Source organism: Streptomyces sp. GMY02 (assembly GCF_019056675.1).
Classification (GTDB): Bacteria; Actinomycetota; Actinomycetes; order Streptomycetales; family Streptomycetaceae; genus Streptomyces; species Streptomyces odonnellii.
In genome coordinates, this window is record NZ_CP077658.1 from 6,670,654 (window position 1) to 6,697,579 (window position 26,926).

24 protein-coding genes and 1 pseudogene are annotated in these 26,926 nt (G+C 71.9%); 21 read left to right on the plus strand and 4 right to left on the minus strand.

What is annotated here, in order from left to right; genetic code table 11:
• The first annotated feature begins 30 nt into the window (after window positions 1–30).
• The 14 genes and pseudogenes from KQY30_RS28455 to KQY30_RS28520 all read left to right on the plus strand — a co-directional run bounded on the left by KQY30_RS28455 (window position 31) and on the right by KQY30_RS28520 (window position 17,010).
• On the plus strand, window positions 31–1,725 hold the full coding sequence (locus KQY30_RS28455) for a CTP synthase (RefSeq protein ID WP_217309298.1): 1,695 nt from the start codon (window positions 31–33) through the stop codon (window positions 1,723–1,725).
• Between the two features lie 144 nt (window positions 1,726–1,869).
• The gene (locus tag KQY30_RS28460; RefSeq protein ID WP_217309300.1) at window positions 1,870–2,496 is read left to right on the plus strand and encodes an NUDIX hydrolase; all 627 of its coding nucleotides are present in this window, start codon (window positions 1,870–1,872) and stop codon (window positions 2,494–2,496) included.
• Between the two features lie 1,035 nt (window positions 2,497–3,531).
• On the plus strand, window positions 3,532–5,598 hold the full coding sequence (locus KQY30_RS28465; protein ID WP_217311377.1) for an NB-ARC domain-containing protein: 2,067 nt from the start codon (window positions 3,532–3,534) through the stop codon (window positions 5,596–5,598).
• A 143-nt stretch (window positions 5,599–5,741) separates the two neighbouring features.
• Window positions 5,742–6,857: an alanine dehydrogenase gene (gene ald / locus KQY30_RS28470; protein WP_217309302.1), complete on the plus strand. Its 1,116-nt coding sequence runs from the start codon at window positions 5,742–5,744 to the stop codon at window positions 6,855–6,857.
• A gap of 381 nt (window positions 6,858–7,238) precedes the next feature.
• Window positions 7,239–8,360 carry a ParA family protein gene (locus KQY30_RS28475; RefSeq protein WP_046505419.1) on the plus strand — a complete coding sequence of 374 codons (1,122 nt, stop codon included), beginning with the start codon at window positions 7,239–7,241 and terminating at the stop codon, window positions 8,358–8,360.
• Window positions 8,357–8,956, plus strand: a complete 600-nt coding sequence (locus tag KQY30_RS28480) for a hypothetical protein (protein WP_217309304.1) — start codon at window positions 8,357–8,359, stop codon at window positions 8,954–8,956. Before KQY30_RS28475 ends, KQY30_RS28480 begins: the two co-directional genes overlap by 4 nt.
• 49 nt (window positions 8,957–9,005) lie before the next feature.
• The gene (locus tag KQY30_RS28485) at window positions 9,006–10,307 is read left to right on the plus strand and encodes a ScpA family protein (protein ID WP_217309306.1); all 1,302 of its coding nucleotides are present in this window, start codon (window positions 9,006–9,008) and stop codon (window positions 10,305–10,307) included.
• On the plus strand, window positions 10,304–10,945 hold the full coding sequence (scpB, locus tag KQY30_RS28490) for an SMC-Scp complex subunit ScpB (protein ID WP_217309307.1): 642 nt from the start codon (window positions 10,304–10,306) through the stop codon (window positions 10,943–10,945). The genes KQY30_RS28485 and scpB overlap by 4 nt, the downstream gene beginning before the upstream one ends.
• Complete coding sequence (locus KQY30_RS28495; protein WP_217309309.1) at window positions 10,945–12,372, plus strand: pseudouridine synthase; 1,428 nt, start codon at window positions 10,945–10,947, stop codon at window positions 12,370–12,372. Before scpB ends, KQY30_RS28495 begins: the two co-directional genes overlap by 1 nt.
• 117 nt (window positions 12,373–12,489) lie before the next feature.
• Window positions 12,490–13,143 carry a nicotinamide riboside transporter PnuC gene (gene pnuC / locus KQY30_RS28500; protein WP_217309311.1) on the plus strand — a complete coding sequence of 218 codons (654 nt, stop codon included), beginning with the start codon at window positions 12,490–12,492 and terminating at the stop codon, window positions 13,141–13,143.
• A complete protein-coding gene (locus tag KQY30_RS28505; protein WP_217309313.1) occupies window positions 13,140–14,246 on the plus strand; it encodes an AAA family ATPase in 1,107 nt (368 codons plus the stop codon). The genes pnuC and KQY30_RS28505 overlap by 4 nt, the downstream gene beginning before the upstream one ends.
• Before the next feature lie 212 nt (window positions 14,247–14,458).
• Window positions 14,459–15,195 (plus strand): annotated as a pseudogene (locus tag KQY30_RS28510) (NUDIX domain-containing protein).
• The gene (locus KQY30_RS28515) at window positions 15,192–16,214 is read left to right on the plus strand and encodes an ADP-ribosylglycohydrolase family protein (RefSeq protein WP_217309314.1); all 1,023 of its coding nucleotides are present in this window, start codon (window positions 15,192–15,194) and stop codon (window positions 16,212–16,214) included. The pseudogene KQY30_RS28510 and the gene KQY30_RS28515 overlap by 4 nt, the downstream one beginning before the upstream one ends.
• A gap of 4 nt (window positions 16,215–16,218) precedes the next feature.
• Window positions 16,219–17,010 carry a nucleotidyltransferase domain-containing protein gene (locus KQY30_RS28520; protein WP_217309315.1) on the plus strand — a complete coding sequence of 264 codons (792 nt, stop codon included), beginning with the start codon at window positions 16,219–16,221 and terminating at the stop codon, window positions 17,008–17,010.
• Here KQY30_RS28520 and KQY30_RS28525 read toward each other — a convergent pair.
• Complete coding sequence (locus KQY30_RS28525; protein ID WP_217309316.1) at window positions 16,930–17,697, minus strand: nucleotidyltransferase domain-containing protein; 768 nt, start codon at window positions 17,695–17,697, stop codon at window positions 16,930–16,932. The genes KQY30_RS28520 and KQY30_RS28525 overlap by 81 nt on opposite strands.
• A 123-nt stretch (window positions 17,698–17,820) precedes the next feature.
• Here KQY30_RS28525 and aroH point away from each other — a divergent pair, with 123 nt between their 5' ends.
• The 5 genes from aroH (at window position 17,821) to der (ending at window position 22,455) form a co-directional block, all read left to right on the plus strand.
• On the plus strand, window positions 17,821–18,183 hold the full coding sequence (gene aroH / locus KQY30_RS28530; protein ID WP_217309317.1) for a chorismate mutase: 363 nt from the start codon (window positions 17,821–17,823) through the stop codon (window positions 18,181–18,183).
• A 79-nt stretch (window positions 18,184–18,262) separates the two neighbouring features.
• A complete protein-coding gene (locus KQY30_RS28535; protein WP_217309318.1) occupies window positions 18,263–19,348 on the plus strand; it encodes a prephenate dehydrogenase in 1,086 nt (361 codons plus the stop codon).
• Window positions 19,349–19,479: 131 nt separating this feature from the next.
• Window positions 19,480–20,193: a (d)CMP kinase gene (gene cmk / locus KQY30_RS28540; protein ID WP_217309319.1), complete on the plus strand. Its 714-nt coding sequence runs from the start codon at window positions 19,480–19,482 to the stop codon at window positions 20,191–20,193.
• Complete coding sequence (locus KQY30_RS28545) at window positions 20,190–20,867, plus strand: 1-acyl-sn-glycerol-3-phosphate acyltransferase (protein WP_217309320.1); 678 nt, start codon at window positions 20,190–20,192, stop codon at window positions 20,865–20,867. The genes cmk and KQY30_RS28545 overlap by 4 nt, the downstream gene beginning before the upstream one ends.
• A gap of 127 nt (window positions 20,868–20,994) precedes the next feature.
• A complete protein-coding gene (der, locus tag KQY30_RS28550) occupies window positions 20,995–22,455 on the plus strand; it encodes a ribosome biogenesis GTPase Der (protein ID WP_217309321.1) in 1,461 nt (486 codons plus the stop codon).
• 127 nt (window positions 22,456–22,582) lie between these two features.
• Here the strand turns inward: der and KQY30_RS28555 are convergent, their stop codons facing one another.
• Both KQY30_RS28555 and KQY30_RS28560 read right to left on the minus strand, forming a co-directional pair.
• Window positions 22,583–23,011, minus strand: coding sequence for a hypothetical protein (locus KQY30_RS28555; RefSeq protein WP_367997447.1), 429 nt, complete (start codon window positions 23,009–23,011; stop codon window positions 22,583–22,585).
• Window positions 23,008–23,793: a hypothetical protein gene (locus KQY30_RS28560; protein WP_217309322.1), complete on the minus strand. Its 786-nt coding sequence runs from the start codon at window positions 23,791–23,793 to the stop codon at window positions 23,008–23,010. Before KQY30_RS28560 ends, KQY30_RS28555 begins: the two co-directional genes overlap by 4 nt.
• A 502-nt stretch (window positions 23,794–24,295) precedes the next feature.
• Here KQY30_RS28560 and KQY30_RS28565 point away from each other — a divergent pair.
• Both KQY30_RS28565 and KQY30_RS28570 read left to right on the plus strand, forming a co-directional pair.
• Window positions 24,296–25,138 (plus strand): hypothetical protein, encoded by an 843-nt coding sequence (locus KQY30_RS28565; protein WP_217311379.1) that lies wholly within the window; start codon window positions 24,296–24,298, stop codon window positions 25,136–25,138.
• Between the two features lie 327 nt (window positions 25,139–25,465).
• Complete coding sequence (locus KQY30_RS28570; RefSeq protein ID WP_046505447.1) at window positions 25,466–25,681, plus strand: I78 family peptidase inhibitor; 216 nt, start codon at window positions 25,466–25,468, stop codon at window positions 25,679–25,681.
• Between the two features lie 198 nt (window positions 25,682–25,879).
• Here the strand turns inward: KQY30_RS28570 and KQY30_RS28575 are convergent, their stop codons facing one another.
• Window positions 25,880–26,863: a phosphatase PAP2 family protein gene (locus tag KQY30_RS28575; RefSeq protein ID WP_217309324.1), complete on the minus strand. Its 984-nt coding sequence runs from the start codon at window positions 26,861–26,863 to the stop codon at window positions 25,880–25,882.
• Window positions 26,864–26,926 lie beyond the last annotated feature (63 nt).

The following is a 26,926-nucleotide window of genomic DNA, read 5'->3' on the forward strand; positions in this document are numbered from 1 at the left end:
GACCGCGACCACGGGAGCCCCCTCTTGGCCATGCCGCACCGATCCTCGACTTCCCCGACGACCAAGCACATCTTCGTCACCGGGGGTGTGGCGTCCTCCCTCGGCAAGGGCCTGACCGCCTCCAGCCTGGGTGCGCTGCTCAAGGCGCGCGGTCTGCGGGTGACCATGCAGAAGCTCGACCCGTATCTGAACGTCGACCCCGGCACGATGAACCCGTTCCAGCACGGTGAGGTGTTCGTCACCAACGACGGCGCCGAGACCGATCTGGACATCGGCCACTACGAGCGCTTCCTCGATGTGGACCTCGACGGTTCCGCCAATGTCACCACCGGCCAGATCTACTCCCAGGTGATCGCCAAGGAGCGGCGCGGCGAGTATCTGGGCGACACGGTCCAGGTCATTCCGCACATCACCAACGAGATCAAGCACCGGATCCGGCGGATGGCGACCGACGACGTCGATGTCGTCATCACGGAGGTCGGCGGCACGGTCGGCGACATCGAGTCGCTGCCGTTCCTGGAGACGGTCCGCCAGGTACGGCACGAGGTCGGCCGGGACAACGTTTTCGTGGTGCACATCTCGCTGCTGCCCTACATCGGCCCCTCCGGCGAGCTGAAGACCAAGCCGACCCAGCACTCGGTCGCGGCCCTGCGCAACATCGGTATCCAGCCGGACGCCATCGTGCTCCGGGCCGACCGCGACGTACCGCTGCCGATCAAGCGCAAGATCTCCCTGATGTGCGATGTCGACGAGGCCGCGGTGGTGGCCTGTGTGGACGCCAAGTCGATCTACGACATCCCCAAGGTGCTGCACACCGAGGGCCTGGACGCCTATGTCGTACGCAAGCTGGACCTGCCGTTCCGCGATGTCGACTGGACCGTCTGGGACGACCTGCTGGACCGGGTCCACAACCCCGACCACGAGGTCACGGTCGCGCTGGTCGGCAAGTACATCGACCTGCCCGACGCCTATCTGTCGGTGACCGAGGCGCTGCGCGCGGGCGGGTTCGCCAACAAGGCGCGGGTCAAGGTCAAATGGGTCACCTCGGACGACTGCAAGACCCCGGCGGGCGCGGCGAGACAGCTCGCGGACGCGGACGGCATCCTGATCCCCGGCGGCTTCGGCGAGCGCGGGGTGACCGGAAAAGTTGGCGCGATCCAGTACGCGCGCGAGCACAAGGTCCCGCTGCTGGGGCTGTGCCTGGGCCTCCAGTGCATCGTGATCGAGGCCGCGCGCCATGTCGCGGGGATCCCCGACGCGAACTCCACCGAGTTCGACTCCGGCACCGCCCACCCGGTGATCTCCACCATGGAGGAGCAGCTCGCCTATGTGGAGGGCGCGGGGGACCTGGGCGGCACGATGCGGCTCGGCCTCTACCCGGCGAAGCTCGCCGAGGGCTCGATCGTGCGTGAGGTCTACGGCGACCAGCCGTATGTGGAGGAGCGCCACCGGCACCGCTACGAGGTGAACAACGCCTACCGCGCGGAGCTGGAGAAGAAAGCCGGCCTGATCTTCTCGGGTACCTCTCCCGACAACAAGCTGGTCGAGTACGTCGAGTACCCGCGCACCACGCACCCGTATCTGGTCGCCACCCAGGCGCACCCCGAGCTGCGCTCCCGGCCGACCCGGCCGCACCCGCTCTTCACCGGTCTGGTGAAGGCCGCGGTGGCACGCCGTCAGGACGCGGAGACCGGGGCGACGGGGCGCGTGGCCGCCAAGGCGTAGGTGCTGTCGTAGGTGCTGTCCGGCCGGTCCGGGCGGCAGGGATCCAGGCGATACGGTGGGACCCGGGGGCGACGGGCGTGCGGGTCGTACGGCTTCTCGGCCCCGGATTTCCGCGTGTGCGCCGCTGTGTGGGAGGACGCTTTCATGACCATCAAGGACGCCCCCGAGGAGTGGCGGGTCACCGCGACCAGGACGCCCTTCCGCGGCAACAAGACCAGTGTCCGCACGGACGACGTGGTCATGCCGGACGGCACGGTCGTCTCACGGGACTACCAGGTCCACCCGGGGTCCGTGGCGATCCTCGCGCTGGACGACGCGGGCCGGGTGCTCGTGCTGCGCCAGTACCGCCACCCGGTCCGCCAGAAGCTCTGGGAGATCCCGGCCGGGCTCCTCGACGTACCCGGCGAGAACCCGCTGCACGCGGCGCAGCGGGAGCTGTACGAGGAGGCACACGTCAAGGCCGAGGACTGGCGGGTGCTGACGGACCTCTACACGACGCCGGGCGGCTGTGACGAGGCGGTACGGATCTTCCTCGCCCGCGATCTGTCCGAGGCGGACGGGGAGCGCTTCGAGGTCTCCGACGAGGAGGCGGACATGGAGCTGGCGCGGGTGGAGCTGGGGGAGCTGACCCGGGGGGTGCTCGCGGGCGAGCTGCACAACAACTGCCTGGTGGTGGGGGTGCTGGCGCTCGGCGCGGCGCTGGCGGGCGACGGTGTCGAGGCGCTGCGGCCGGCGGACGCGCCATGGCCGGCACGGCCGTTCGAGTCCTGAGTTCCCTCTGAGTCCTGGGGACCCTCTTCCGCGGGGCTGCCGACTTGTGCGGGATTGTCGATCTGTTGATCTTCCGATCTGTCGATATGACTGATCCGATTGAGGGATTGGCTGATCGGTTGGCCGCGCTCCACCGGGTCCGTCGCAGAGAGTGAACTACGCTCGGACCGCCCGTGCGGAGACCCGTCGGGCTCGGCTCGTGCGCAGGCGGACGGAGCGTGGCCCGTGACGGATCAGGCGGTGGATGTGGACGGCTCCGGCCGTACGGGCGCCACGGGAAAGAACGGCGGCCCGGCGGGCGCCACCGCCTCCGCCGCTGCTCAGCCGGACACCGCTCCGGCGAACGAATCGGACGCTCCGGCGGCCAAGCGCCGAGGCCGCTTCAGGCCGGGCGGGGCGAAGCCGCCGAAGGGCGGTTCCAAGACGAAGACGAAAGGGACGGCCCGGGTGAAGCCCCCGGAGACTTCCGAGACTTCCGAGGAAGCGACGACCGGCGAGCCCGGCCCGCCCGCCCCCGCCAAACGCCGCCGCCTTCCGCTCCTGCGCCGCCGGGCATCCGGGCCGGGCGGCGCGCCTGCCGAGGGGCCGCCCGCGGAGTCCGATACGGCCGAGACCGCGGACGCCCGTACGGCCGAGGCGCCGGCCCAGGCGGAGGCCCGTACCGCCGGGGCCGAGCCGGAAGAGCCCGCTGCCGGCTCCGGCCGTGCCGACGGCGAGGCCGGGAGCGGTGATGCTCGTACCGGCGATACCGGGACCGCAACAGGGGCAGTCACGGCCGGAGCCCGGGAGCCCGAGTCCGGTTCCGGGCGTACCGGTGGGCGCGAAGTCGGTGAGTCCGTGGCCGGTCCTGGTCGTACCGGTGGGGCCGAAGCCGATGAGTCCGAGGCCGGATCTGGGCGTAGTGGCGGGCGCGAAGTCGGTGAGTCCGTGGCCGGTCCTGGGCGTATCGGTGGGCGCGAACTCGGCGAGTCCGTAGCCGGTGCCGGGCGCGGCGGTGGGCGCGAAGACCGGAAGTCCGGGACCGGCGATGCCCGTATCAGTGGTACCGGTACCGGACCAGCCCCGGTCGGCGGCTCTCCGGTCCGCGGCGCCGGGGCCCGGGAGTTCGCCGGGCGGGAGCGGGAGCTCAAGGCCCTGCGCGCGGACATCGAGCGGGCCGGGCTCAACACCATCTCCGGGCGCAAGGAGCCCCGTGCGCGGGTGCTGCTCATCGCCGGGCGGCCCGGAGCCGGGCGTACCGCGCTGGCCGAGGAGCTGGCCGCGCGGGTGCGCGACCGCTATCCCGACGGGCTCGTACGGACCGGGCTGACCGAACCCGGCGGTGACCCCGTACCGACCGAGCGCACGGCACGCGAGATCCTCGGCGCGTTCGGGGTCCCCACCCCGCCCGGCGCCGGGGAGGACGAGCTGTCCGAGATGGTGCGGGAGACCTTGGGCACCCGGCGGGTGCTGCTGCTGCTCGACGACGCCGTCGACGCCGAGCAGGTCGACCCGCTCGTACCCGACAACCCCGACTGCCTGGTCGTCGCCGTGTCGAGGGGCCCACTCACCGGAATCCCCGATGTCCGCCCGTGCACCCTCGGCGGGATGGACGCCAAGGCCGCCGTCGAACTGCTGGTGCGGTTCACCGGCGCCGTCCGGATCACCGTCGATCCGCAGGCCGCCGAGTCCCTCGCCGAGGAGTGCGGCGGCCAGCCCGCCGCGCTCGTCCTGGTCGGCGGCTGGCTCGCCGCCCGCCCCACCGCCTCCGTCGCCGACGCGACCAAACGGCTGCGCGCCCTTCCGCACGACCCCGAGCGGCCCGCCGGCGACCGGCCGCTCGCCCGTGCCTTCCAGCTCGTGTACGAGTCGCTGCCGGGCCCCTCCGCCCGGATCCTGCGGCTGCTGGCGCTGGCCCCGGCCGGGTTCGTGGACTCGCACACCGCCTCCGCGCTGGCCGGCTGCTCGGTGTCGGCCGCCAGGAGCATGCTCGGCGACTTCACCGCGCTGGGGCTGCTGCGCCGGCCCGGCGGCCCGGCGGCGGGCGGGCCGGCCCCGGACGACCAGTATCTGGTGCCCGGCTGTCTCGTACCGCTGTTGCGCGACCTGCTGGAGACCAAGGACAGGGACGCCGAGGTGCAGCTCGCGCGGGCGCGGATGCTGGAGCGGACCGTACGGCTGCTCCAGTCCTGCCGGGCCATCACCGAGCCCGACGGCTCACCGGCCCGCAAGCGGCTGGCCGGGCTGCCCCGCTCGCTGCGCTTCCCGACCGCCGCCGCCGCGGACGAGTGGCTGACCTGCCGGCAGCCCGCCCTGCTGGCCGCCGCCCGGCTCGCGGTCGGCGACGGCGAGCTGGACACCCTGGCCCGCCGGCTGGTCGCCGCGCTGGTCAGGGCGCTGGCCGCGCACCGCGGCACTGAGGCCGCCGCGCCCGAGCTGTACGGGCTCCACCAACTCGTCCTCGATATCGCGGAGCGGCGCGAGCTGCACCGCGAGCAGGCCGCCGCGCTGCTGAACATCGGCGATCTGGACGCGCAGACCGGCCGTACCCATGACGCGCTCGCCCGCTACCGGGCCGCGCTGGACGCCGGGCGCGCCGCGAACGATCTGTACGCGACGGGCCGCGCGATGGAATCCGTAGGCGGTGCGCACCAGGATCTCCAGGACTGGCAGCGGGCCGCCGACTGGTACGGCAGGGCCCTCGCCCAGCGCCTCAGCAGGGGCGAACGCGCCGACGCGGCCCGGCTGTACGGCCGGATCGGCACCGCTCACACATACGCGGGCCACTACGGCGAGGCGCTCCGCAACTGGCGGTCCGCCGTTGCCCTCTACCGCCGGCTGCGCGATCTCCCGGGCCAGGCACGGGCGTTGAGCGAAGTGGCCCGGGTCCAGGAGTACGCGGGCCGGCCGCACGAATCCCTGCGTACCTGTCAGGAGGCCGTCGAGTGGGCGCGGCTGGCCGGGGACGACCGGCTCCAGGCCGCGCTCCGGCTCCGCGCGGCGGACACGCTGGACCGGCTCGGCGACCCGACCGCCGCCAGACTGAACCGGTCCGCGGCCGAACGGTTGCTGGAATCGGAAGGAAACACCTACGAAATCCGTAGTGCTCCGGCTGGCCAATAAGACTTTGCAAGGCTAGACAGGGGGAAATCCTTCATTAGACTGGCTCTGCCGCAAAGAGGCGGTGTGTACCGGTGCGCTGTCCCGCGCTCCGGTCCCTGTGGCATTGCGCCCGCAGTGCCCTGAGCCGAGGACCGTGATCTGCCGTGTTGGTCGGTATCCCCCGAGAGGTCAAGAACAACGAGTTCCGGGTGGCCATCACCCCCGCCGGTGTGCACGAGCTGGTGCGCCACGGCCATGAGGTCGTCATCGAGCGGAACGCCGGCGTCGGCTCCTCGATCACGGACGACGAGTTCACCGCGGCCGGTGCCCGGATCCTGGCCACGGCCGACGAGGTCTGGGCCGCCGCGGAACTGCTGCTGAAGGTCAAGGAGCCGATCGCCGAGGAGTACCACCGGCTCCGCAAGGGCCAGACGCTCTTCACCTATCTCCACCTGGCCGCGTCCCGCGCCTGCACCGACGCCCTGCTGGACTCGGGCATCACGGCCATTGCGTACGAGACGGTCGAGACCGCGGGCCGCGCGCTGCCGCTGCTGGCCCCGATGTCCGAGGTCGCGGGGCGGCTGGCCCCGCAGGTCGGCGCGTACCACCTGATGCGCTCGGCCGGCGGGCGCGGTGTCCTGCCGGGCGGTGTGCCCGGTACGGCGGCCGGCCGGGCCGTGGTCATCGGCGGCGGGGTCTCCGGCTGGAACGCCACCCAGATCGCCGTCGGCATGGGCTTCCATGTGACCCTGCTCGACCGCGACATCAACAAGCTGCGCGAGGCCGACCGGATCTTCGGCACCGCCGTGCAGACCATCGTCTCCAACACCTTCGAACTGGAGCGGGCGGTCGCCGACGCCGACCTCGTCATCGGGGCGGTCCTCATCCCCGGGGCGAAGGCGCCCAAGCTCGTCAGCAATGAGCTGGTCGCCACCATGAAGCCCGGAAGTGTACTTGTCGACATTGCGATTGATCAGGGCGGCTGCTTCGAGGACTCACGGCCGACGACCCACGCCGAGCCGACTTTTCCGGTCCATGGCTCGGTGTTCTACTGCGTCGCCAATATGCCCGGCGCCGTGCCCCACACCTCCACGTACGCGCTGACCAACGCCACACTCCCGTACATCGTGGAGCTGGCCGACCACGGCTGGTGCGAGGCGCTGCGCCGGGACCCGGCCCTCGCCAAGGGGCTCAACACCCACGAGGGCCAGGTGGTTTACCGTGAGGTGGCCGAGGCGCATGGACTGGATCACGCCGAATTGAGCGCGCTTCTGGGCTGATGCGTCAACTTGTGACGTCAACATCGCGCCACCGGCCGGACCTTGATCAGCGAGGTCCGGCCGGACGTGTGCGCGGACGCCTCCGAACGACTGGTCAACTCGCCTCGAACGTAACCTTTTCCCCGATTCGCGGAGCCGTGGACGGTGTGGGCCATGCCTTGATGAGAGGCTTGTGCGCCCTTGACAGCGGGATGTTCCGTTGCCGACACATCGGGCCGGGTCCGGCGGATTGTGTTGCTGCGGACCGGTGACACGCCATAGAGTCGCCAACCGTCGGCATGGTGCCACGCTGACCTATCGATAAGTTTCCTGGTCCCGTCCAAGGAGGTAAGACGACTTGTGAATGAGTCGACATTTACTCCCGGGGGTGGTCAACCAGGAATGCCGGTGAGGGGCCACGGCCCGTCGTCCGGGTTCGAGGCTGTCGGCTCCGTAGCTGTCCGCACCTTCGCCACCCACCAGCACATGACGACAGCCCACCAGATGATGGACGGCCAACACGTGAACGCCATGGCCGGCAACGAGGGTGGCCGAGAGTCCACTCCATTCGCCGACTACGACGAGGTGCCCGAGGGGCACTTCTACGACCCAGACGCCGAGTACGAGCCGGACCCCGAGTACGCGGCCACTCTCGCCCCCGACGCCGCACGCCAGCGCCGCGAGCGGATCGGCCCGACCGGTCGTCCCCTGCCGTACTTCCCTATCCCGGGCCCGCTCACCGACCACGGCCCCGCGAAGATCATCGCGATGTGCAACCAGAAGGGCGGCGTCGGCAAGACGACGTCGACCATCAATCTGGGTGCCGCGCTCGCGGAGTACGGCCGGCGTGTGCTGCTCGTCGACTTCGACCCGCAGGGAGCCCTGTCGGTCGGTCTCGGTGTGAACCCGATGGAGCTGGACCTCACCGTCTACAACCTGCTCATGGAGCGGGGCATGGCGGCCGACGAGGTGCTTCTGAAGACCGCCGTGCCCAATATGGACCTGCTGCCCAGCAATATCGACCTCTCCGCCGCCGAGGTGCAGCTCGTCAGCGAGGTCGCGCGCGAGTCCACGCTCCAGCGGGCGCTGAAGCCGCTGATGCAGGACTACGACTACATCGTGATCGACTGCCAGCCCTCGCTCGGTCTGCTGACCGTGAACGCGCTGACGGCCGCGCACAAGGTGATCGTGCCGCTGGAGTGCGAGTTCTTCGCGCTGCGCGGGGTGGCGCTGCTGACCGAGACGATCGAGAAGGTCCAGGAGCGGCTCAACCCCGAACTGGAGCTGGACGGCATCCTCGCCACCATGTACGACTCCCGCACGGTGCACAGCCGTGAGGTCCTCGCGCGGGTCGTCGAGGCCTTCGACGACCACGTGTACCACACGGTGATCGGGCGGACCGTGCGCTTCCCGGAGACCACGGTCGCCGGTGAGCCCATCACCACGTACGCCTCGAACTCCGTCGGCGCCGCCGCGTATCGCCAGCTCGCCAGGGAGGTGCTCGCCCGGTGTCACGCCGAGTGAGTCTGCCCGGGGCCGACGAACTGTTCCGTACGACCGGGGGGACGGCGCTCCAGTCCTCCTCGCCCGCGGACCGGCGCCGTAACGCCAACGGCGAGCCGCGGGTGCCGCCGCCGGCCGGGGAGAGCGACCCGGCGGGCGAGGCGGGGGCGCAGGGCCAGGCGGCTTCGGCCCCGGCCGCGCCCGTGACCCAGCCCGCTCCGCCGGACGAGCACACCGCCGCCGAGACGGACTCCGCGGAGGCGCCCCGCAGCCGTACCGCGGGGGCCGAGCAGGCGGCCTCCGCGATGAAGGGGCGCCGGGCGGCGCAGGAGGCCGGTGCCCCCGGCGCCGTGCCCGCCGCCGGGCAGCAGCGCCGCCGGGGGCGGGGCGCCAACCGCCGCCCCAGCGGGCGCGAACGGCACGACGAGAAAATCACGGTCTATGTCTCGGCCGAGGAACTGATGGATCTGGAGCACGCGCGGCTGGTGCTGCGCGGCGAGCACGGCCTCGCCGTGGACCGCGGGCGGATCGTCCGCGAGGCGGTCGCGGTGGTCCTCGCGGACCTCGAATCACGCGGGGACGCGAGCATCCTCGTACGGCGCCTGCGCGGGCGCTGAGGGTAGCCTGCGCGGGCAGCCCCTACGCCCGCCGCCCACAGGACCCTCGATGCCGCCGCCTTCCCCGCCCGCCCGCCGCCCGCTGGGCCGTGGCCCCGGCGTGCCGCCTCCCGCACCGGCGGCGCGTGCCGTGGAGATCGCCGAGCCCGTCGAGTCCGCTGAGGCTGCTGACGCTGCTGAGTCCGCGCTTGTGCCGGAGGCCGTGCCCGAGCCGGAGGCCGTGGCGGTCGCCGCACCTGCTGAGCCCACCTCCGAGCCTGAGCCCGATCCCGCGCCTGCACCTGCGCCTGCGCCTGCTTCTGTGCAGCCGGAGCCGGAGCCGGAGCCGGAGCCGGAGCCCGAGTCCGAGCCGGTCGATGCGCGGCCGCCGGACCGTACCGAGGATTCCGCGCCTTCGGCCGAGGAGGACGCCGCCGGGGACGAGGGCGACGACGGGCGGTTCACCGTACGGCTCGCGAACTTCGAGGGGCCCTTCGACCTGCTCCTCCAGCTCATCTCGAAGCACAAGATGGATGTGACCGAGGTCGCGCTGTCGCGGGTGACCGACGAGTTCATGGCGCACATCCGGGCCATGGGCCCCGACTGGGACCTCGACCAGACCACCGAGTTCCTCGTCGTCGCCGCGACCCTGCTCGATCTGAAGGCCGCCCGGCTGCTGCCCTCCGCCGAGGTGGAGGACGAGGCGGATCTGGCACTGCTGGAGGCGCGGGACCTGCTCTTCGCACGGCTCCTCCAGTACCGCGCGTACAAACAGGTCGCCGAGATCTTCAGCGGGCGGCTGGAGACGGAGGCGCGGCGCTATCCCCGTACCGTCGGACTGGAGCCCCACCACGCCGCACTGCTTCCCGAGGTGGTGATCCGCGTCGGGCCCGAGGGTTTCGCGGCGCTCGCCGTGAAGGCGATGCAGCCCAGGCCCAGGCCGCAGGTGTACGTCGATCACATCCACGCGCCGCTCGTGTCCGTACGGGAACAGGCGGGGATCGTCGTCGCGCTGCTGCGGGAGCGCGGCGAGGCCAGCTTCCGGGCGCTCGTCGAGGACGCCGCCGATGTGCTCACCGTCGTGGCGCGCTTCCTGGCGCTGCTGGAGCTGTACCGGGAGCGGGCCGTCTCCCTGGACCAGGAGGAGGCGCTCGGGCCGCTCCTGGTCCGCTGGACGGGCGGGGACGGTGACGGGATGCCCGCGGTGACGGACGAGTTCGACCAGGCGCCCGGCGAGAACGACGAGAACGACGAGAGCCGCGCGGGCGGTCGGGCCGAACGGCCCGAACGCGCCGAGCAGAACGAACGGAATGAGCAGGGCGAGCAGGGCGAGCGGGACGAGCAGGGCGACGAGAGCGAGGAGAAGGTATGAGCGAGCAGCGGACCGGCGTCGCCACGACGGTCGCGGAGCTGGAACTCAAGCCCGCCCTGGAGGCGGTCCTCATGGTCGTCGACGAGCCCGCCACCGAGGAGCATCTCGCCAAGGTCCTCGACCGCCCCCGCCGGGCCGTCGCGGACGCGCTGCGGGAACTGGCCGACGAGTACACCGTTCAGCGCCGGGGCTTCGAGCTGCGGCTGATAGCGGGCGGCTGGCGGTTCTACACCCGGCCCGAGTACGCGGAGGCCGTCGAGGGTTTCGTACTGGACGGCCAGCAGGCCCGGCTCACCCAGGCCGCGCTGGAGACCCTGGCGGTCGTCGCGTACCGCCAGCCGGTGAGCCGCTCGCGGGTGTCCGCGGTACGAGGAGTGAACTGCGACGGCGTCATGCGCACCCTGCTCCAGCGGGGGCTGGTCGAGGAGGCGGGCGCGGAACCCGAAACAGGTGCGATCCTGTACAGGACGACGAACTACTTTTTGGAGCGGATGGGCCTGCGGGGCCTGGACGAGCTTCCGGAGCTCGCGCCCTTCCTCCCCGAGGCGGACGCGATCGAGGCCGAGAGCCAGGAAAGTGTTCCGTCGTTCGACCCGGACGCACCGGATACCGACGCAGACGACAAGACGGAACTTTGATGCGAAGCAGTGGCAGGAACAGCGGAAGCGGCAGCAGGAGCGGCGGAGGCGGCAGCGGCGGTGGCAACCGGGACGGCCGGAGCGACCGGACGGGACGGGACGGCCGGGGCGAGCGGGACACCTGGGTGAGCCGGGACGAGAGGGACGACAGGCGCGGGCGGGACGACCGGGGTTCACGTGACGACCGGTCCGGCCGGGACGACCGGCGCGGCAGGGACGAGCGGGCCGGCCGGGACGACCGCGGCTCCCGTGATGCCCGGGGTTCCCGTGATGACCGCGCGAGCAGGGACGGCCGGGGCTTCCGGGACGAGCGCGGCGGCCGGGGCGAGCGTGGCGCCGGCGCCGGCCGGGACGGGAGGGACGGCCGGGACAGCCGCGACAGTCAGCCGAAGCGGCCTTCGCGCCCCCGTCCCGAGGAACGCCGTTACGACGTCGGCCGCACGGGCACGACCGGCGGCTCCGGCGCGTCCGGCGCTCCCCTCGGCGCGCGCCGCTCCGCCGGCTCCGGCGGCGCCCGTGGCGCGGCGGCCCGCGGCGGGGCCAAGGGCGGCCCCAGGCCCCCGCAGAGCGCCGGCCGCGGCGGCCCGCGCCGGGGAGCCGCAGCCCGCCCCCGCGAGCTGGACGCCAAGATCGAGCAGCGCAACCGCGACCGGTACGCGGAGCGGCCCTCCGTCAAGACGCCCAAGACCTTCCCCGGCGCCGAGCAGGAGGGCGAGCGCCTCCAGAAGGTCCTGGCCCGCGCCGGTATGGGCTCGCGCCGCGCCTGCGAGGAGCTGATCGAGCAGTCGCGTGTCGAGGTCAACGGCAAGATCGTGGTCGAGCAGGGCATGCGGGTCGATCCGGAGAAGGACGAGATCAAGGTCGACGGGCTGACCGTGGCGACCCAGTCGTATCTCTTCTTCGCGCTGAACAAGCCCGCCGGGGTCGTCTCCACCATGGAGGACCCGGACGGCCGCCAGTCCCTCGGCGACTACGTCACCAACCGGGAGACCCGGCTCTTCCATGTCGGCAGGCTCGACACCGAGACCGAGGGCATCATCCTGCTCACCAACCACGGCGAGCTGGCCCACCGTCTCACCCACCCCAAGTACGGCGTCAAGAAGATCTATCTCGCCGCGATCCAGGGCCCGTTGCCGCGTGATCTCGGCAAGCGGCTGAAGGACGGCATCCAGTTGGAGGACGGCTACGCCAAGGCCGACCACTTCCGGGTCGTCGAGAACACCGGCAAGAACTATCTGGTGGAGGTCACGCTCCACGAGGGCCGCAAGCACATCGTCCGGCGGATGCTGGCCGAGGCCGGGTTCCCGGTCGACCGGCTCGTACGGACGTCTTTCGGCCCGATTCCGCTGGGCGACCAGAAGTCGGGCTGGCTGCGCCGGCTGACCAACACCGAGGTCGGCATGCTGATGAAGGAAGTCGGGCTGTGACCGCCGGCTGACCGAAATCTCTGAGAAAGAGCCCGTGGCCCTCAGGCCGCGGGCTCTTTCCCTTGTGGGGCACGCCCGTTCGCCTTTATAGTCAGGGTGACCATTAAGGAGGCGGGTGTGAGTCTCGCGGACATCCTCGATGCCTTGCAGCGTCCGTTGCTGACGGTCCTGGACACCCCGGTGAGCTGGACCGAGGTGCTCGGTTTCGGCAGCGGCGCGCTCTGTGTCTGGCTCGTGGCCCGCCAGCACCTCGCCAACTGGCCGATCGGTATTGCCAACAACCTCTTCTTCATCCTGCTGTTCACCCAGGCGGGCCTGTACGCCGACGCCGGCCTGCAGGTCGTCTTCATCACCCTCGCCGTGTACGGCTGGTGGACCTGGACCCACGGGGGTGGCCCAGGCTCGTCCCTGCCGGTGCGGCGCACGAGCCGCACCGAATGGATCCGGCTGCTCGCGGCGGGGGTGGTGGGGACACTCGCACTGACGCTGCTCCTCGGCCGCGCCACCGACTCGACCGTGCCCTTCTGGGACGCCCTGACCACCGCGCTGTCCCTGATGGCGACATACGGTCAGTGCCGCAAGCGGCTGGAGTCATGGTGGCTGTGGATCGCGGCCGACCTCGTCTACATCCCGCTCTACGCGCACAAGGACCTGTACCTGACCTCGCTGCTGTACATCGGCTTCCTGGCGCTGTGTGTGGCCGGGCTGCGCAACTGGTCCCGTGACCTCGCCGGTGAGCCGCCCAGGCCGGTGGAGGCGACCGCCGTATGAGCGCGCCCGCCGACGGCCACGGAGGGAGCGCCTTCGAACACGGCCTGGTGCTCGGCAAGTTCTATCCGCCGCACGCCGGCCACCACCATCTCGTACGTACCGCACGGGACCGCTGCGCCCGGCTGACCGTCCTGGTCTGCGCCTCCTCGGTGGAGTCCGTGCCGCTCGCCGACCGGGTCCGCTGGATGCGGGAGGTCCATCCGGATGTACGGGTGGTGGGCGCGGTCGACGACATTCCGGTGGACCTGCACGACTCCGGTGTCTGGGACGCGCACATGGCCGTCTTCCGGGGCGCGGTGCCCGAGCGGGTGGACGCGGTCTTCACCTCGGAACCGTACGGCCAGGAACTGGCGCGGCGGTTCGGCGCCGAGTCCGTGTGCGTGGACCCGGACCGTACGCTCTTCCCGGTCTCCGGCACCGCCGTGCGCAAGGACCCGGTCGGCTGCTGGGACTTCCTCGCGCCGCCGGTACGAGCGGCCCTCACGCGCCGGGTCGTGGTGCTCGGCGCCGAGTCCACCGGCACCACCACCCTGGCGCTCGCGCTGGCCGGCCACTACCGGCGGCGCGGCGGGGTCTGGGCGCGGACCCAGTACGTACCGGAGTACGGGCGGGAGTTCAGCGAGCAGAAGCTGACCGCGCTGCGGGCCGGGCGGCCGTCGGCGCGGTGGGAGGACGTCGAGTTCGCCGCGGAGGACTTCCCGCTGATCGCGGAGCGGCAGAACGCCCGGGAGGACGCGGCGGCGCGGGCCGGCTCGCCGGTGCTCTTCTGCGACACGGACTCCTTCGCCACGACGGTCTGGCGGGAACGGTATCTGGGCGGGCGCGATCCGGTGATCGAGGAGATCGCGGCGCTGAACACGCACCATCTGTGGCTGCTCACGGATGACGAGGGCGTCCCCTTCGAGGATGACGGCCTGCGCGCGGACGAGGAGCTGCGCCCGTGGATGACGGCCCGTTTCGGTGCGGAACTGGCGCGTACGGGGCGGGAGTTCACGCTGGTGAGCGGGACGCGCGAGCACCGGCTGGCGACGGCGGTCGCCGCGGTGGACGCGCTGCTCGGGCGGGGCTGGCACTTCGCGCCGCCCCTTCCGGAGCGCCGGTGAACGGGCGCGGGGCGCGAGGCGCCAAGGCGCGCGGGGCGGCGGCGCGCGGGGTGCGTGGCGCGGGAGAGCCGGCCGCCCGGAAGGCGGGCGTTCCCGAGGGCTCGGCCACTCGGCGCGGGCGCGGCCCGGAGGACCGGGCCGCCCGGGACGGGCGTGCGCCCGAAGGGCCCGGCGGCCCCGCCGTCCGGAACGGGAACCCCGCCGCACGGGAAGTGCGCGTGCCCGACGACTACGACCCCTCCGCCTTCGTGCCGTTCGCCGTCACCGTCGATCTCGCCGTCTTCACCGTGCGCGAAGGCCGGCTGCACGTACTGCTCGTTGAACGGGGACAGGAACCCTACCTCGGGGCGTGGGCGCTGCCCGGGGGGTTCGTACTGCCCCACGAGTCCGCCGGGCAGGCCGCCCGGCGCGAACTCGCCGAGGAGACCGGTCTGTCGGAGCGCACCGCGGGCGCGCTCCATCTGGAGCAGCTACGGACGTACAGCGACCCGGACCGCGACCCCAGGATGCGGGTCGTCTCCGTCGCGTACACCGCGCTCGTACCCGACCTGCCGGAGCCGCGCGGCGGCGGGGACGCCGCCAGCGCGCGGTGGGTGGAGTACGGCACCGGCGGCCCGCTCGCCTTTGACCACGAGCACATCCTCGCCGACGCGTACGACCGCGTCGGCGCCAAGCTCGAATACACCTGTCTCGCCACCGCGTTCTGCCCGCGCGAGTTCACGCTCGGCGAGCTGCGGCAGGTGTACGAGACCGTCTGGGGCGTGGCGCTGGACCGCCCCAACTTCCGGCGCAAGGTGCTCACCACGCCCGGGTTCGTCCAGGCGCTGGAGGGTCCGCCGCGCCGGACCGGTGGCCGGGGAAACCGGCCGCGCTGTACCGCGCGGGCACCGCCACCACGCTCCACCCACCGCTTCTGCGACCGGATCGACCGGAAGGACGGACGACGTGATCATCGCGAGGACCATCACCAAAGAGGCCGCGACGGGCACCCTGATCGGGCTCGCGCTCGGCGACGCCCTGGGCTTCCCGACCGAGTTCAACGACGTACCGTCGATCCTCGCCAAGTGCGGGCCGTGGCGCGAGATGGCGCTGCCGAAGCCGGCGGTCGTCACCGACGACACCCAGATGACGCTCGCGTTCGCGCGGGGCATCCGGGCGGCGATGGACCGCGGCGTGCTGGGTCCTTACCGGCTGGAGCGGCCGGTACGGGAGGAGTTCGTCGCCTGGTACCACTCGCCGGACAACAACCGCGCGCCGGGCCGTACGTGCATGACGGCGTGCCGGCTCCTGGACAGCGACCGGCCCTGGCAGCGGGCCAGCCAGATCGGCTCCAAGGGCTGCGGCGCGAACATGCGGGTCGCGCCGATCGGGCTTGTACCGGGGCTGAGCGACGAACAGCGGGCGGGCGCGGCCCAGTTGCAGGCCGCGCTCACCCACGGCCATCCGACGGCGCTGGCCGCCTCGGACCTGACGGCCCGTGCGGTGTGGCTGCTGGCGCAGGGCGGCGAACCGCTGGGCCTTGTGGGGCAGTTGCGTTCGTACGCGTACGAGAACCGGGAGCGCTACTACGAGCGCTGGCTCGGCGACCTCTGGACCCTCTCGCACGACCCGACGCCCGAGGCCTTCATGGCACGCGGCTGGGACGAGTGCCTGGCGGCCCTGGAACGCGTCCAGCACGCCCTCCGCACCCCGTCCCCCGAGACCGACCCCTGCCTCGCGACCGGCGACGGCTGGACGGCCGAGGAAGCCCTCGCCACCGGCCTGCTCTGCTTCCTGCTGTTCCCCGACGCCCCGGTCACCGCCCTCCGCCGCGCCGCCTGCACCCGCGGCGACTCCGACTCCATCGCCACCCTCACCGGCGCCTTCGCCGGCGCCCACCTGGGCGCGGGCGCCTGGCCCAAGGAATGGTCCGAACGCATCGAATACCGCAGCGACCTGCTGTCCCTGGGAGCACTCTGGGACGCTTGACGCCATGAGTACGGACACGACACCCGCCCGGCCCAGCCTCCACACGGCCGGCCTGCCGGCCACGGACCTCACCCAGGTTCTCGCGGAGGAGCCCCATCCGCTGCTGTTCGCCACCGTCTCCGGGGCGCACCTGTACGGATTCCCGAGCCGGGACTCCGACGTGGACCTGCGAGGTGTCCATCTGCTCCCGGTCACCGCGCTGATAGGTCTCGACGAGGCACCCGGAACCCGGTCGTGGACGGGACACCGGGACGGTGTGGAGATGGACCTCGTCACCCACGATCTCCGTACCTTCGTCCGGCTGATGCTGCGTCGCAACGGCTATGTGCTGGAGCAGCTCCTCTCCCCGCTGGTCGTGCACACCACTGACACGCACCAGGAACTGGTGGCGCTCGCCCCCGGTGTGCTGACCCGCCACCACGCCCACCACTACCGGGGCTTCGCCAACACCCAGTGGCGGCTGTTCGAGAAGACCGGCGAACTCAAGCCTCTGCTGTACACCTTCCGCGCCCTGCTCACCGGCATCCATCTCATGCGCAGCGGTGAGATACAGGCGCATCTGCCCACCCTGCTGGGCGAGGTGACGGCGCCGGGCTATCTGCCCGAGCTGATCGCGGCGAAGGCCGAGGCCGAGCACGGGTCGGCCGGCGGGCCCGGGCGGGAGCGGCTGGTGGCGGATGTGGAGGCGTTGAAGGTGGTGCTGGAGGAGGCTCGGTCAGGTACGGGGCTGGCTGACGTGCCCGTTGCGTACGGCGCTCTGCGTGAGCTGGTCGTCCGCGTTCGGCTGGTGGGCTGAGGCGCGGCGGGTGCGGATCAGGAAGGCTTCTATGCGGGCGTGGTCCGGTTCGGGCGGCAGGGGGGAGTGCGAGGCCGCCTTGTCCGCCTCCGTGGCCAGGCGGGCCATCCTGCGTTCCACCTCGGACCAGGGGACCTCACCCCGCTTGACGGCGAGCAGGTCCTCCCGTGCCTCGCCCACGTCGATGGTGAGTGTGCCCGTGCGGAGCAGGTCCCGGCAGCTCGCCAGCAGGCGCAGCAGATGCATGGCGTGCTTCCAGCGCGGGGCGCCGTGTTGGCGGATGTCCGCCTCCAGCTTTCCGCGCTGGCCCACGGCGTAGCGTACGAACGTACGGTGCGCCTCGCGGGACAGGAACGCGTCGCGCAGCGACAGCAGTTCACGGCCCGTGTCGTCGATCCGCTCGACCAGTGGGGAGTGCAGACACTCCAGGACATTGGGATTGGCGCGCAGCGCGAGCGAGCAGAAGCGCTCCAGCTCCCACGAGAACTGCTCCGGAGCCGGACCCTCCACATGCGTCGGCGGCTTCTCGAACCGCCAGTACAGCGGCGCCGGGGCCGCGAACACGCCACGCCGGTCGGTGTCGCTGTCCTCCGTCGCGAGTCCGAAGGCGCGCGAGCCCATCACACAGGAGTACACGGTGTGGTCGCGCACCAGGTCGAGGTCATGGACAGGTGTTTCGAGGGTCATGCGCGAGAGCGTACGGGGGAGGCAGCGGAGGCCGCCGGGACCAAGGGTGTTTACGCTGGCCGGGAGCACCGCGGGGGTTGTGGGTGCGGTGAGTGGTGCGTACGGACGGATCGGGAGAGCGGCGTGGCGGTACGAGCGGTTCGCGGGGCCGTGCAGTTGGACCGGGACGAGCGCGGGCACATGGACGAGCAGGTCAAGCGGCTGCTCACGACGATCCTTGAGCGCAACGGGCTGACCGCGGACGATCTGATCAGTATCTGGTTCACCGCCACGCCCGATCTGCACAGCGACTTCCCGGCCGCCGCCGCGCGCGGCCTCGGGATCGTCGACGTACCCCTCCTGTGTGCCCAGGAACTGGACATCGAGGGCGCCCTGCCGCGCGTGGTCCGTATCCTCGCCCATATCGAGTCGGACCTTCCCCGGTCGGAGATCGCGCACGTCTATCTCGGCGCCGCCGCCGCCCTCCGCAAGGACATCGCCCAGTGAGCCCGGAACCGCCAAGCCCGGCACGCCCAGTGAACCCGTCAAGCCCAGTGAACCCCGTGAGAGTCGTGAGAGCCGCCCCGTGAGAACCGCCCTCGTCATAGGAACGGGCCTGATCGGCACCTCGGCCGCGCTGGCCCTGGCCGGCCGGGGCGTCACCGTCCATCTCAGCGACCACGACCCGTCCCGGGCCCGTACCGCCGCCGCGCTCGGCGCCGGTACGGACGAGGCGCCCGACGGCCCCGTCGACCTCGCCGTCGTCGCCGTACCGCCCACCCATGTCGCGACGACCCTGGCCACGGCCATGCGGCACGGCGCGGCACGCGGCTATCTCGACGTGGCCAGTGTCAAGGGCGGCCCCCGCCGGGAGCTGGCGGCGCTCGGCCTCGCCATGTCCTCGTACATCGGTACGCACCCCATGGCCGGCAAGGAGCGCTCGGGCCCGCTGGCCGCCACCGCCGATCTCTTCGACGGGCGGCCCTGGGTGCTGACCCCGACCCGGGACACCGACACCGAGGTGCTCAATCTGGCCCTGGAACTGGTCGCGCTCTGCCGCGCCGTACCCGTGGTCATGGACGCGGACGCGCACGACCGGGCGGTTGCGCTCGTCTCGCACACCCCCCAGCTCGTCTCGTCGATGGTCGCCGCCCGGCTGGAGGAGGCCGACGAGACGGCCGTACGCCTCTGTGGCCAGGGCATCCGCGATGTCACCCGGATCGCCGCCTCCGACCCGGCGATGTGGGTCGAGATCCTCTCCGCGAACCCCGGCCCCGTCGCCGATGTGCTGGCCGGGATCGCCGCCGACCTCGGCGAGACGGTCGAGGCGCTGCGCGCGCTCCAGTCCTCCGACGAGGAGAAACGGCGCGGCGGCGCGGCCGGGATCGAGGACGTCCTGAAGCGCGGCAACGCGGGCAGGACGCGGATGCCCGGCAAGCACGGCGCGGCTCCGGCGGCGTACGAGGTCGTGGCGGTGCTCGTCAGCGACCGGCCGGGCGAGCTGGCCCGGATCTTCGCCGACGCCGGGCACGCGGGCGTCAACGTCGAGGACGTCCGTATCGAACACGCCACCGGGCAGCAGGCCGGTCTGGTGCAGCTCATGGTGGAGCCGTCGGCGGCGCCGGTGCTCTCGGCGGCGCTGCGGGAACGCGGTTGGTCGATCCGGCAGTGACCCGGCGGTGACCGGGCGCCCGCGTCCCGCCGAACGGGTGCAAGTGCGGTACTGAACACTCGGTAACCTTGTGCGGGGGCGTTGTGCGTCCCCGCACATCCACCCCGAGAACCAGGAAGGTGTCCGCCCCCGTGGAAATTGGCGCAACCCCCGCCCGGACCGCCCCGGCCGCCGTGATCGTCGCCATCGACGGGCCCTCCGGCACGGGCAAGTCGAGCACCTCCAAGGCCGTGGCCGCCCGGCTCGGGCTGAGCTATCTGGACACCGGCGCCCAGTACCGCGCGATGACCTGGTGGATGATCAGCAACGGTGTCGATGTGACGGACGCGGTGGCCGTCGCGACCGCCGCCGGCAAGCCGGTCCTGATCTCGGGCACGGACCCGGACCGCCCCACCATCACCGTCGACGGCACGGACGCCGCGGGCCCGATCCGTACCCAGGACGTCACCGCCCGGGTCAGCGCGGTCAGCGCGGTGCCGGAGGTACGGGCCGTCGTCACCGACCTGCAGCGCTCCATCGCGGCTGCCGCGCCGAACGGCATCGTGGTCGAGGGCCGCGACATCGGTACGACCGTGCTGCCCGACGCCGATGTGAAGATCTTCCTCACCGCCTCCCCGGAGGCCCGCGCCGCCCGGCGCAGCGGCGAGCTGACCGGCAAGGAGGCGGCCGATGTCGCCACCACCAAGGACGCCCTGATCAAGCGGGACGCGGCCGACTCCAGCCGTAAGACGTCCCCGCTCGCCAAGGCCGCCGACGCGGTCGAGATCGACACCACGGACCTCACCCTCCAGCAGGTCGTCGAGCGGGTCGTGAGCCTGGTCGAGGAGAAGCGGGCAGCCGTATGAGAGCGGTGTCCGCCCAGGCGGGGTCGGCCCAGCGAGCGGTGTCCGCCCAGGGCGCGGAGGTCGGCCGGCGCCTCGGCATCGGGCTGATGAACGGGCTCTGGAAGCCGAGAGTGCTGGGCGCCTGGCGCGTGCCCGCCAGCGGCCCGGTGATACTGGCCGTCAACCACTCGCACAACATCGACGGCCCGATGGTGATGGGTGTCTCGCCCCGCCCGGTGCACTTCCTGGTCAAGAAGGAAGCGTTCATCGGCCCGCTCGACCCGTTCCTGCGGTCGATCGGACAGGTGAAGGTGGACCGGGCCGCGGCCGACCGCACAGCGATCGGCGCCGCCCTCGGGGTGCTGAACGCCGGCGGGGTGCTGGGCATCTTCCCCGAGGGCACCAGGGGTGAGGGCGACTTCGCCTCACTGCGCGCCGGGCTGGCGTACTTCGCCGTACGGTCGGGAGCGCCGATCGTGCCGGTCGCGGTCCTCGGCAGTACGGAGAGCCGGGGCCGGCTGATACCGGCGCTGCCCGCGCTGCGCAGCCGGGTGGACGTCGTCTTCGGCGACGCCTTCGAGGCCGGCGACGGCAGCGGCCGGCGCACCCGCAAGGCGCTGGACGACGCCACCGTAAGGATCCAGGAGCGGCTGACCGCGCACCTGGGGCATGCCAGGCGCCTCACCGGGCGTTAGCCGATCAGCTCGCCGACGCTCTCACGGCCGCCAGGACGCCGGGGCCGGAACGTGCGCGAGACTTGGCACTTGAGTAGTGCGCCGCATCGAGCGGCGCACCGACCACGATGAACGAGGTACGGACTTCATGAACGACCAGATCGACTCCGCCGACGAGCACGGAGAGCTCGGCGACGCCGAATACACGGACTTCATGGAGCTTGCCGCGCTGGAGGGCTTCGAGGCCGACGAGGTCGAGGGGGCGATCGACGAGGCCGGCCATGGCCCGCTGCCCGTACTCGCCGTCGTCGGCCGGCCCAATGTCGGCAAATCGACCCTTGTCAACCGGATCATCGGCCGCCGTGAGGCGGTCGTCGAGGACAAGCCGGGCGTCACCCGCGACCGGGTCACCTACGAGGCCGAATGGGCGGGCCGCCGCTTCAAGGTCGTCGACACCGGCGGCTGGGAGCAGGACGTCCTCGGTATCGACGCCTCCGTCGCCGCCCAGGCCGAGTACGCGATCGAGGCCGCCGACGCGGTGGTCTTCGTGGTGGACTCCACGGTCGGCGCGACCGACACCGACGAGGCCGTGGTCAGGCTGCTGCGCAAGGCGGGCAAGCCCGTCGTGCTCTGCGCCAACAAGGTCGACGGGCCGAGCGGGGAGCCGGACGCGACGGCGCTCTGGTCGCTCGGGCTCGGCGAGCCCCACCCGGTCTCCTCGCTGCACGGCCGCGGTACGGGCGACATGCTCGACGCGGTCCTCGAAGCCCTGCCCGACGCCCCGGCGCAGACCTTCGGCACGGTGGTCGGCGGCCCCCGCCGTATCGCGCTCATCGGACGCCCGAATGTCGGCAAATCGTCCCTGCTGAACAAGGTCGCGGGCGAGGAGCGGGTCGTCGTCAACGAGGTCGCCGGCACCACCCGCGACCCGGTCGACGAACTGATCGAACTGGGCGGCACGGTCTGGAAGTTCATCGACACGGCCGGCATCCGCCGCCGGGTCCACCTCCAGGAGGGCGCGGACTACTACGCCTCGCTGCGCACCGCCGCCGCCGTCGAGAAGGCCGAGGTCGCCGTCGTCCTGATCGACACCAGCGAGTCGATCAGCGTCCAGGACCAGCGGATCATCACCATGGCCGTGGAGGCGGGCCGCGCGCTGGTCGTCGCGTACAACAAGTGGGACACCCTCGACGAGGAGCGCCGCTACTACCTGGAACGCGAGATCGAGACCGAGCTGGCGCAGATCTCCTGGGCGCCCCGGGTCAATGTCTCGGCGCGCACCGGCCGCCATATGGAGAAGCTGGTCCCCGCGATCGAGACGGCCCTCGCGGGCTGGGAGACCCGGGTGCCGACCGGGCGGCTCAACGCCTTCCTCGGCGAGCTGGTGGCCGCGCATCCGCACCCCATCCGGGGCGGCAAGCAGCCGCGCATCCTGTTCGGTACGCAGGCGGGCACCAAGCCGCCGCGCTTCGTGCTCTTCGCCTCGGGCTTCATCGAGCACGGCTACCGGCGGTTCGTGGAGCGCAGGCTCCGCGAGGAGTTCGGCTTCGAGGGCACGCCGATCCACATCTCCGTACGGGTACGGGAGAAGCGCGGCCGCAAGAAGTAGCCGCGGGGTACGAGTACGGACCGGGGTACAAGGACGGGACGTACGAGTACGAGGGCGGCGGAAACGGTACGGAAACGGCGGGGCCCGGCGCGGAGGATTCCGCACCGGGCCGCACCGCTTCCGGCGGTCAGACGCCTCGGCGGGGCCCCGGGGGGAGGGCGGCCGGGGTGTGGCGTCCGGTGGGCTGCCGGGGGTCGCGCTGCCAGGAGCCCGGATAGGGCGTGTGCCCGTATCCCCCGTGAGCGGCATGCAGCCCGGTGCCGAAGGCTGTGAACCCGAGATTCTCCTCATTGCTGCGGTCGCCGGGCAGCGCCCTGAAGGACCTGCGGAACTCGGAGTACAGCGCGTCGTAGATCGGCGTCAGGGAGAACCCGTCCACCACGTCCTGCGCGGGGCGCATGGAGGGGATGTGGCTCTGGTACTGCGAACGCGAGGGGTCGTATGAGTGCACATACGTGCCAACGACCCTTTCGTCCGTCGGATGCGGGCTGTCCTGGGAATTCGCCGAGCGCGACCGGAGCAGCAGCCGGAGAGTGGTGTTCGAGGGCTCGGTCATGTGCCGGCCAAAGGCATCGCGGCGGCGACGAGCCGCCCGTTGGCCGCCGCCTTCTCCAGGGCGTCCCGCAGCAGGTCCTCACGGGGCTGCTGGCCGATCGAGCCGACCGGCGCGGCGAACACCAGGACGGTGTGGGACTTGTTGGCCGAGGCGCGCCACCCCTCGGTGACCTGGAGCGGCTGATGGGCCTGCCACCAGGCGACCGGGCTGCCGCCGCCGGTGCCGGGCTGGAGCACGGCGTGGAGCTGGCCCATGGCGAGCAGCACCGACCAGCCGGGCAGCATGCCGGGCACCCGGTTCAGATCGGAGACCGGTACGAAACCCTGCTCGATCAGGAGTGTGAGGAACTCGTCGGTGGTGCCCTGCGAGCCGGGCCGCGCGATCGGGGCGGTCGGCTCCACCACCAGGGCGGGGTGCAGATCGCCCTCGATCAGCACCAGACCGCTGGTCACGCCGAGGACGGCCTGTCCCGGCCCCGCTCCGGGGTCCGTGACCGACTGCGGCTCGCCGCCGGTGATGGACCGGACCGCGCCCTGGAGCTGCTCCTCGGCGACCTGCACGACCTGGGAGGGGATGCAGGTGGCGTGCGCGAAGGCGAGTACGGCGGTCTCCTCGCCGACGAACAGCACCGTGCTGGTCCGCTCCTGCTCGGAGTCGCCGGGGGTGCGGCAGGAGGTGCAGTCGTAGCTTCCCGGGGAGTTCTCGCCGGCGAGCAGCCGGTCGGCTTCTTCGTCGCCGATCTCGGCGCGTACGTCTTCGCTGACGTCGAGCATGCGCGGCACGGGTGGCTCCTCGAACTCGGTGCGTGGGGCCGGGCTGTTCCCGGCTCGTAAAGAAGACAACGGACGAGCCGTGGCCCGGGTCACGCGCGGATGCGCACGGAATCGAACCATCCGTCGCATGACCTCGGCGGTCGCAAGGAACGCGTCATTCCATGTCAACGCGCCTCGAAGGGACGGCAGTTGCCCCTTGCCGCCGCGCCGCAGGTCAGTACATTCACAGGTCGACAAATCGGGAAATCAGCGAATCAAAGGGGTGGCTGAAAGTCGTTGCTGCTTTCGTGGTCCGGGCGGCGCCCCGGCCGTTCGGGGGCGATGCCGTGCGGATCCGCACCAGGTCGGCACCATCTGGCTGATTTCTGCGTCTATCCGGTGGGCCGGGGAAAACGCCACGGGACCGGACGGAAGGGGACAGGACCGCGTGACCAGATCGAACAGGGCCGGCGGAGGCCGTGGGCGACGGGCCTCACCCAGGGGGTACGCGGCCGACCGTGTCGCCGACTGCATCGCGGACTCCGCGGGCGGGATCACCTTCGACATCACGGGCGAGGCCCGGCCGGACGCGGTGCTGGTGCTGCGCCGCCGTGCCGTCCGCGCCGGGGCCGCCGGGGCCGGTTCCGGTTCCGGTGCTCGCGGTGCCGGTGCCGGTGCCGGTACGGACGACGAGGTACGGCTGCCGCTCACCGGGGCGGGGGAGTCCCTGCTGCGCGCCGTCCTGCCCAGCACGGTCGAGCTGGCCGAGGGCCACTGGGACATCTTCACCGGCGCCCGCGGCGAGCTGCCCGTACGGCCCGGGATCCGCGATGTGCGGGCACTCGTCGGCCGGACCCCCGGAGCGGGCCGGGTCACGGCGAGGATCCCGTACCCCACCCCGGACGGCCGGCTCGCCGTACGTTCCTGGGTCCGCGCCCCGCACGCCGAGGCCGGGACGGTCCGCTGCGAGCCGGGCGCGACGACCGTCGAGGGCGTGCTGTACGGCGCCGAGCTGGGCGAGGGCGCCGAGGCGGAGGCCCGGCTGCGCGGCACCGGCCGCGGCCACCGGGTCGCCGTGACCGGGTGCGGCGGCGCGTTCGCCTTCACGCTGCCGTACGGTCCGCTGGCCGCGCCGCCGGTCGAGGAGCGGCAGTGGTGGGACCTGTGGCTGCTGCCGGCGCGGAACGCCGCCGCGGTACGGGTCTCGCGCATCCTCGACGACATCTGGGACAAGCGGTTCGCGCTGGTCCACCCGGCGCATCTGTCCCACCCGGACCGCGGCGCGTACGGCTGGCTGGCCGTGCCCTGCTACACCGGTGACAACGACTTCTCCGTACGACTGGATCCCGCGCCCCTGTCGGCCACCGCGCCCTGACCCGGCCGCTGTTCGGCCATGGCGGAACGTGTTGCCCGGCGGGGGATTGTGCGGGGAAAACGTGAATTCTTCCGGCTCCGGCAATTGCCGCCGGGCGGCCGGGCGCGGTCCGCCGTGGCGAATTCAAGAAGGCCGAATTCATCTGTTCGCCGGAGGCCTGGAATTGTGTGCGAGCGGAGAGTGAACTGCCCGTAAGAGTGAAGTTCTTGGCGTTCGGCTGATGGTGTGATCCTGTGACACAAGTGTGACCGCTGAGGGACAGGAAGCCTCCCGTGCCGGTATCCGTCCCGCTTCCTTCACCGCCCCCGGACGCCTACCGTAAGTGTTATGGCACCGATACCGACTCCGTCCCTCCAGCCCGACGACGCGCCCGAGCCCTATGTGGGACTCGATGCCGAGAAGGCCGAACGGCGGGCGCGCGGGCGCGGCTGGACCACGGTCAGACGTCTGCCGCCGGGCTCGATCATCACCATGGAGTTCGTGGTGGGCCGGCTCAACTTCGAGGTCGACGACGGCAGGGTCATCCGCTGCTGGGTCGGCTGACCCCGTATCCGCCCGCCCCGGCCTCCGTACCGAGCCCTGCTGCCCTTCTGAGCTGCGGGTACGCCCCGCACAGGGCGAAGGCCCCGGCGGTCCGCCGGGGCCTTCGCCCTGTATTCGCCTGTCTTTCCGTCCATCCGTCCGTCTTCCGCGGGCCCACGGATGCGGGGAGGGTCTGTGCGTACCGTCCCCGACGTCCGTTCAGCCGCCCGTCACCGGCCGTGAGTTCGGCGGGCGGCGGCTGCCGGCCGGAGCCGTCGGAGTCCGCTCCGCGCGCACGGCGTGCGGCCGGGACTGGGTGAGCTGCGCGGTGTTCCGTACGGTGCCGACACGGCTGCTGTGACCTGCCCCGACGGACTCGCGCGGGGGCTCCTCGCCCTCCGCCGCAGCCCCCTGCGGAACCGGGGCGGGCCGGGGCCCTCCGGCGGCGACCGGGGTGGTGGGGATCCGCCTGCGGCCGTTCAGCCAGCGGTCACGCACCGCGAGGATCGCCGGCTCCGCGTGGCCGATCAGCGGCTCGAACCAGGGCATCCCCAGCAGGATCAGCAGCCCGGCCGCCCAGCCCAGCAGCACATCGCTCAGCCAGTGCGTACCGAGATAGACGGTTGTCGCGCCGACCCCCAGCGCCACCACGGCCGACAGGACCGACAGATAGCGCCTGGCCCGGGGCGTGGTGGCCAGATAGGCCAGGATTCCCCAGGTCACCACGGCGTTGGCGGTGTGTCCGGAAGGAAATATATCGCCGCCCGCGAACAGCTCCGCGGAGCCGATCTGCGTCGCGTAGTGCGGGCCGAGCCGCCCGAGACCGAGCTTGACCGCGCCTACGGTCACATTGAGCAGCAGGAGCGCGGTGCCCAGCGCCAGCAGCGGACGCAGGGTGTGCTGGCGCCAGGAGCGCCAGCCCAGCCAGGCCGCGATCATCACGGCCGTGGGGCCGCGCTGGCCGAGCACCACGAAGTAGTCGAGGAAGGCATGCAAGTCCGGCCATTGCTGATAGGGCCGGAACAGCATCACTTTCCAGTCCAGGGTCACCAGCCAGGAGGTGGCGAGCACGGCGACGACGATGGCGAGATAGAACGCCAATGTCCCGCCGAAGAGAGCCGTGCGGGTACGGCTCATCCGCGGGATCTCTATCTTCGGCGGCTCCGGCTCCCGGTCCAGGCGGGCAAAGATGTCGGTACGCACACAAAGGACGTTACAGCGAGTGAGTGAGTGAACAGGTCCATCACGTCTCTTCGTGATGACGAT

What these genes read in the sequence shown, in the direction of transcription:
- KQY30_RS28525 (WP_217309316.1), bottom strand. Translation starts at nt 17,697, where the DNA reads ATGACCCTCGAAACACCTGTCCATGACCTCGACCTGGTGCGCGACCAC.
- KQY30_RS28505 (WP_217309313.1), top strand. Translation starts at nt 13,140, where the DNA reads ATGAGCGCGCCCGCCGACGGCCACGGAGGGAGCGCCTTCGAACACGGC.
- der (WP_217309321.1), top strand. Translation starts at nt 20,995, where the DNA reads ATGAACGACCAGATCGACTCCGCCGACGAGCACGGAGAGCTCGGCGAC.
- KQY30_RS28455 (WP_217309298.1), top strand. Translation starts at nt 31, where the DNA reads ATGCCGCACCGATCCTCGACTTCCCCGACGACCAAGCACATCTTCGTC.
- KQY30_RS28475 (WP_046505419.1), top strand. Translation starts at nt 7,239, where the DNA reads ATGCCGGTGAGGGGCCACGGCCCGTCGTCCGGGTTCGAGGCTGTCGGC.
- KQY30_RS28485 (WP_217309306.1), top strand. Translation starts at nt 9,006, where the DNA reads ATGCCGCCGCCTTCCCCGCCCGCCCGCCGCCCGCTGGGCCGTGGCCCC.
- KQY30_RS28555 (WP_367997447.1), bottom strand. Translation starts at nt 23,011, where the DNA reads ATGACCGAGCCCTCGAACACCACTCTCCGGCTGCTGCTCCGGTCGCGC.
- KQY30_RS28495 (WP_217309309.1), top strand. Translation starts at nt 10,945, where the DNA reads ATGCGAAGCAGTGGCAGGAACAGCGGAAGCGGCAGCAGGAGCGGCGGA.
- KQY30_RS28545 (WP_217309320.1), top strand. Translation starts at nt 20,190, where the DNA reads ATGAGAGCGGTGTCCGCCCAGGCGGGGTCGGCCCAGCGAGCGGTGTCC.
- KQY30_RS28570 (WP_046505447.1), top strand. Translation starts at nt 25,466, where the DNA reads ATGGCACCGATACCGACTCCGTCCCTCCAGCCCGACGACGCGCCCGAG.
- scpB (WP_217309307.1), top strand. Translation starts at nt 10,304, where the DNA reads ATGAGCGAGCAGCGGACCGGCGTCGCCACGACGGTCGCGGAGCTGGAA.
- KQY30_RS28520 (WP_217309315.1), top strand. Translation starts at nt 16,219, where the DNA reads ATGAGTACGGACACGACACCCGCCCGGCCCAGCCTCCACACGGCCGGC.
- KQY30_RS28460 (WP_217309300.1), top strand. Translation starts at nt 1,870, where the DNA reads ATGACCATCAAGGACGCCCCCGAGGAGTGGCGGGTCACCGCGACCAGG.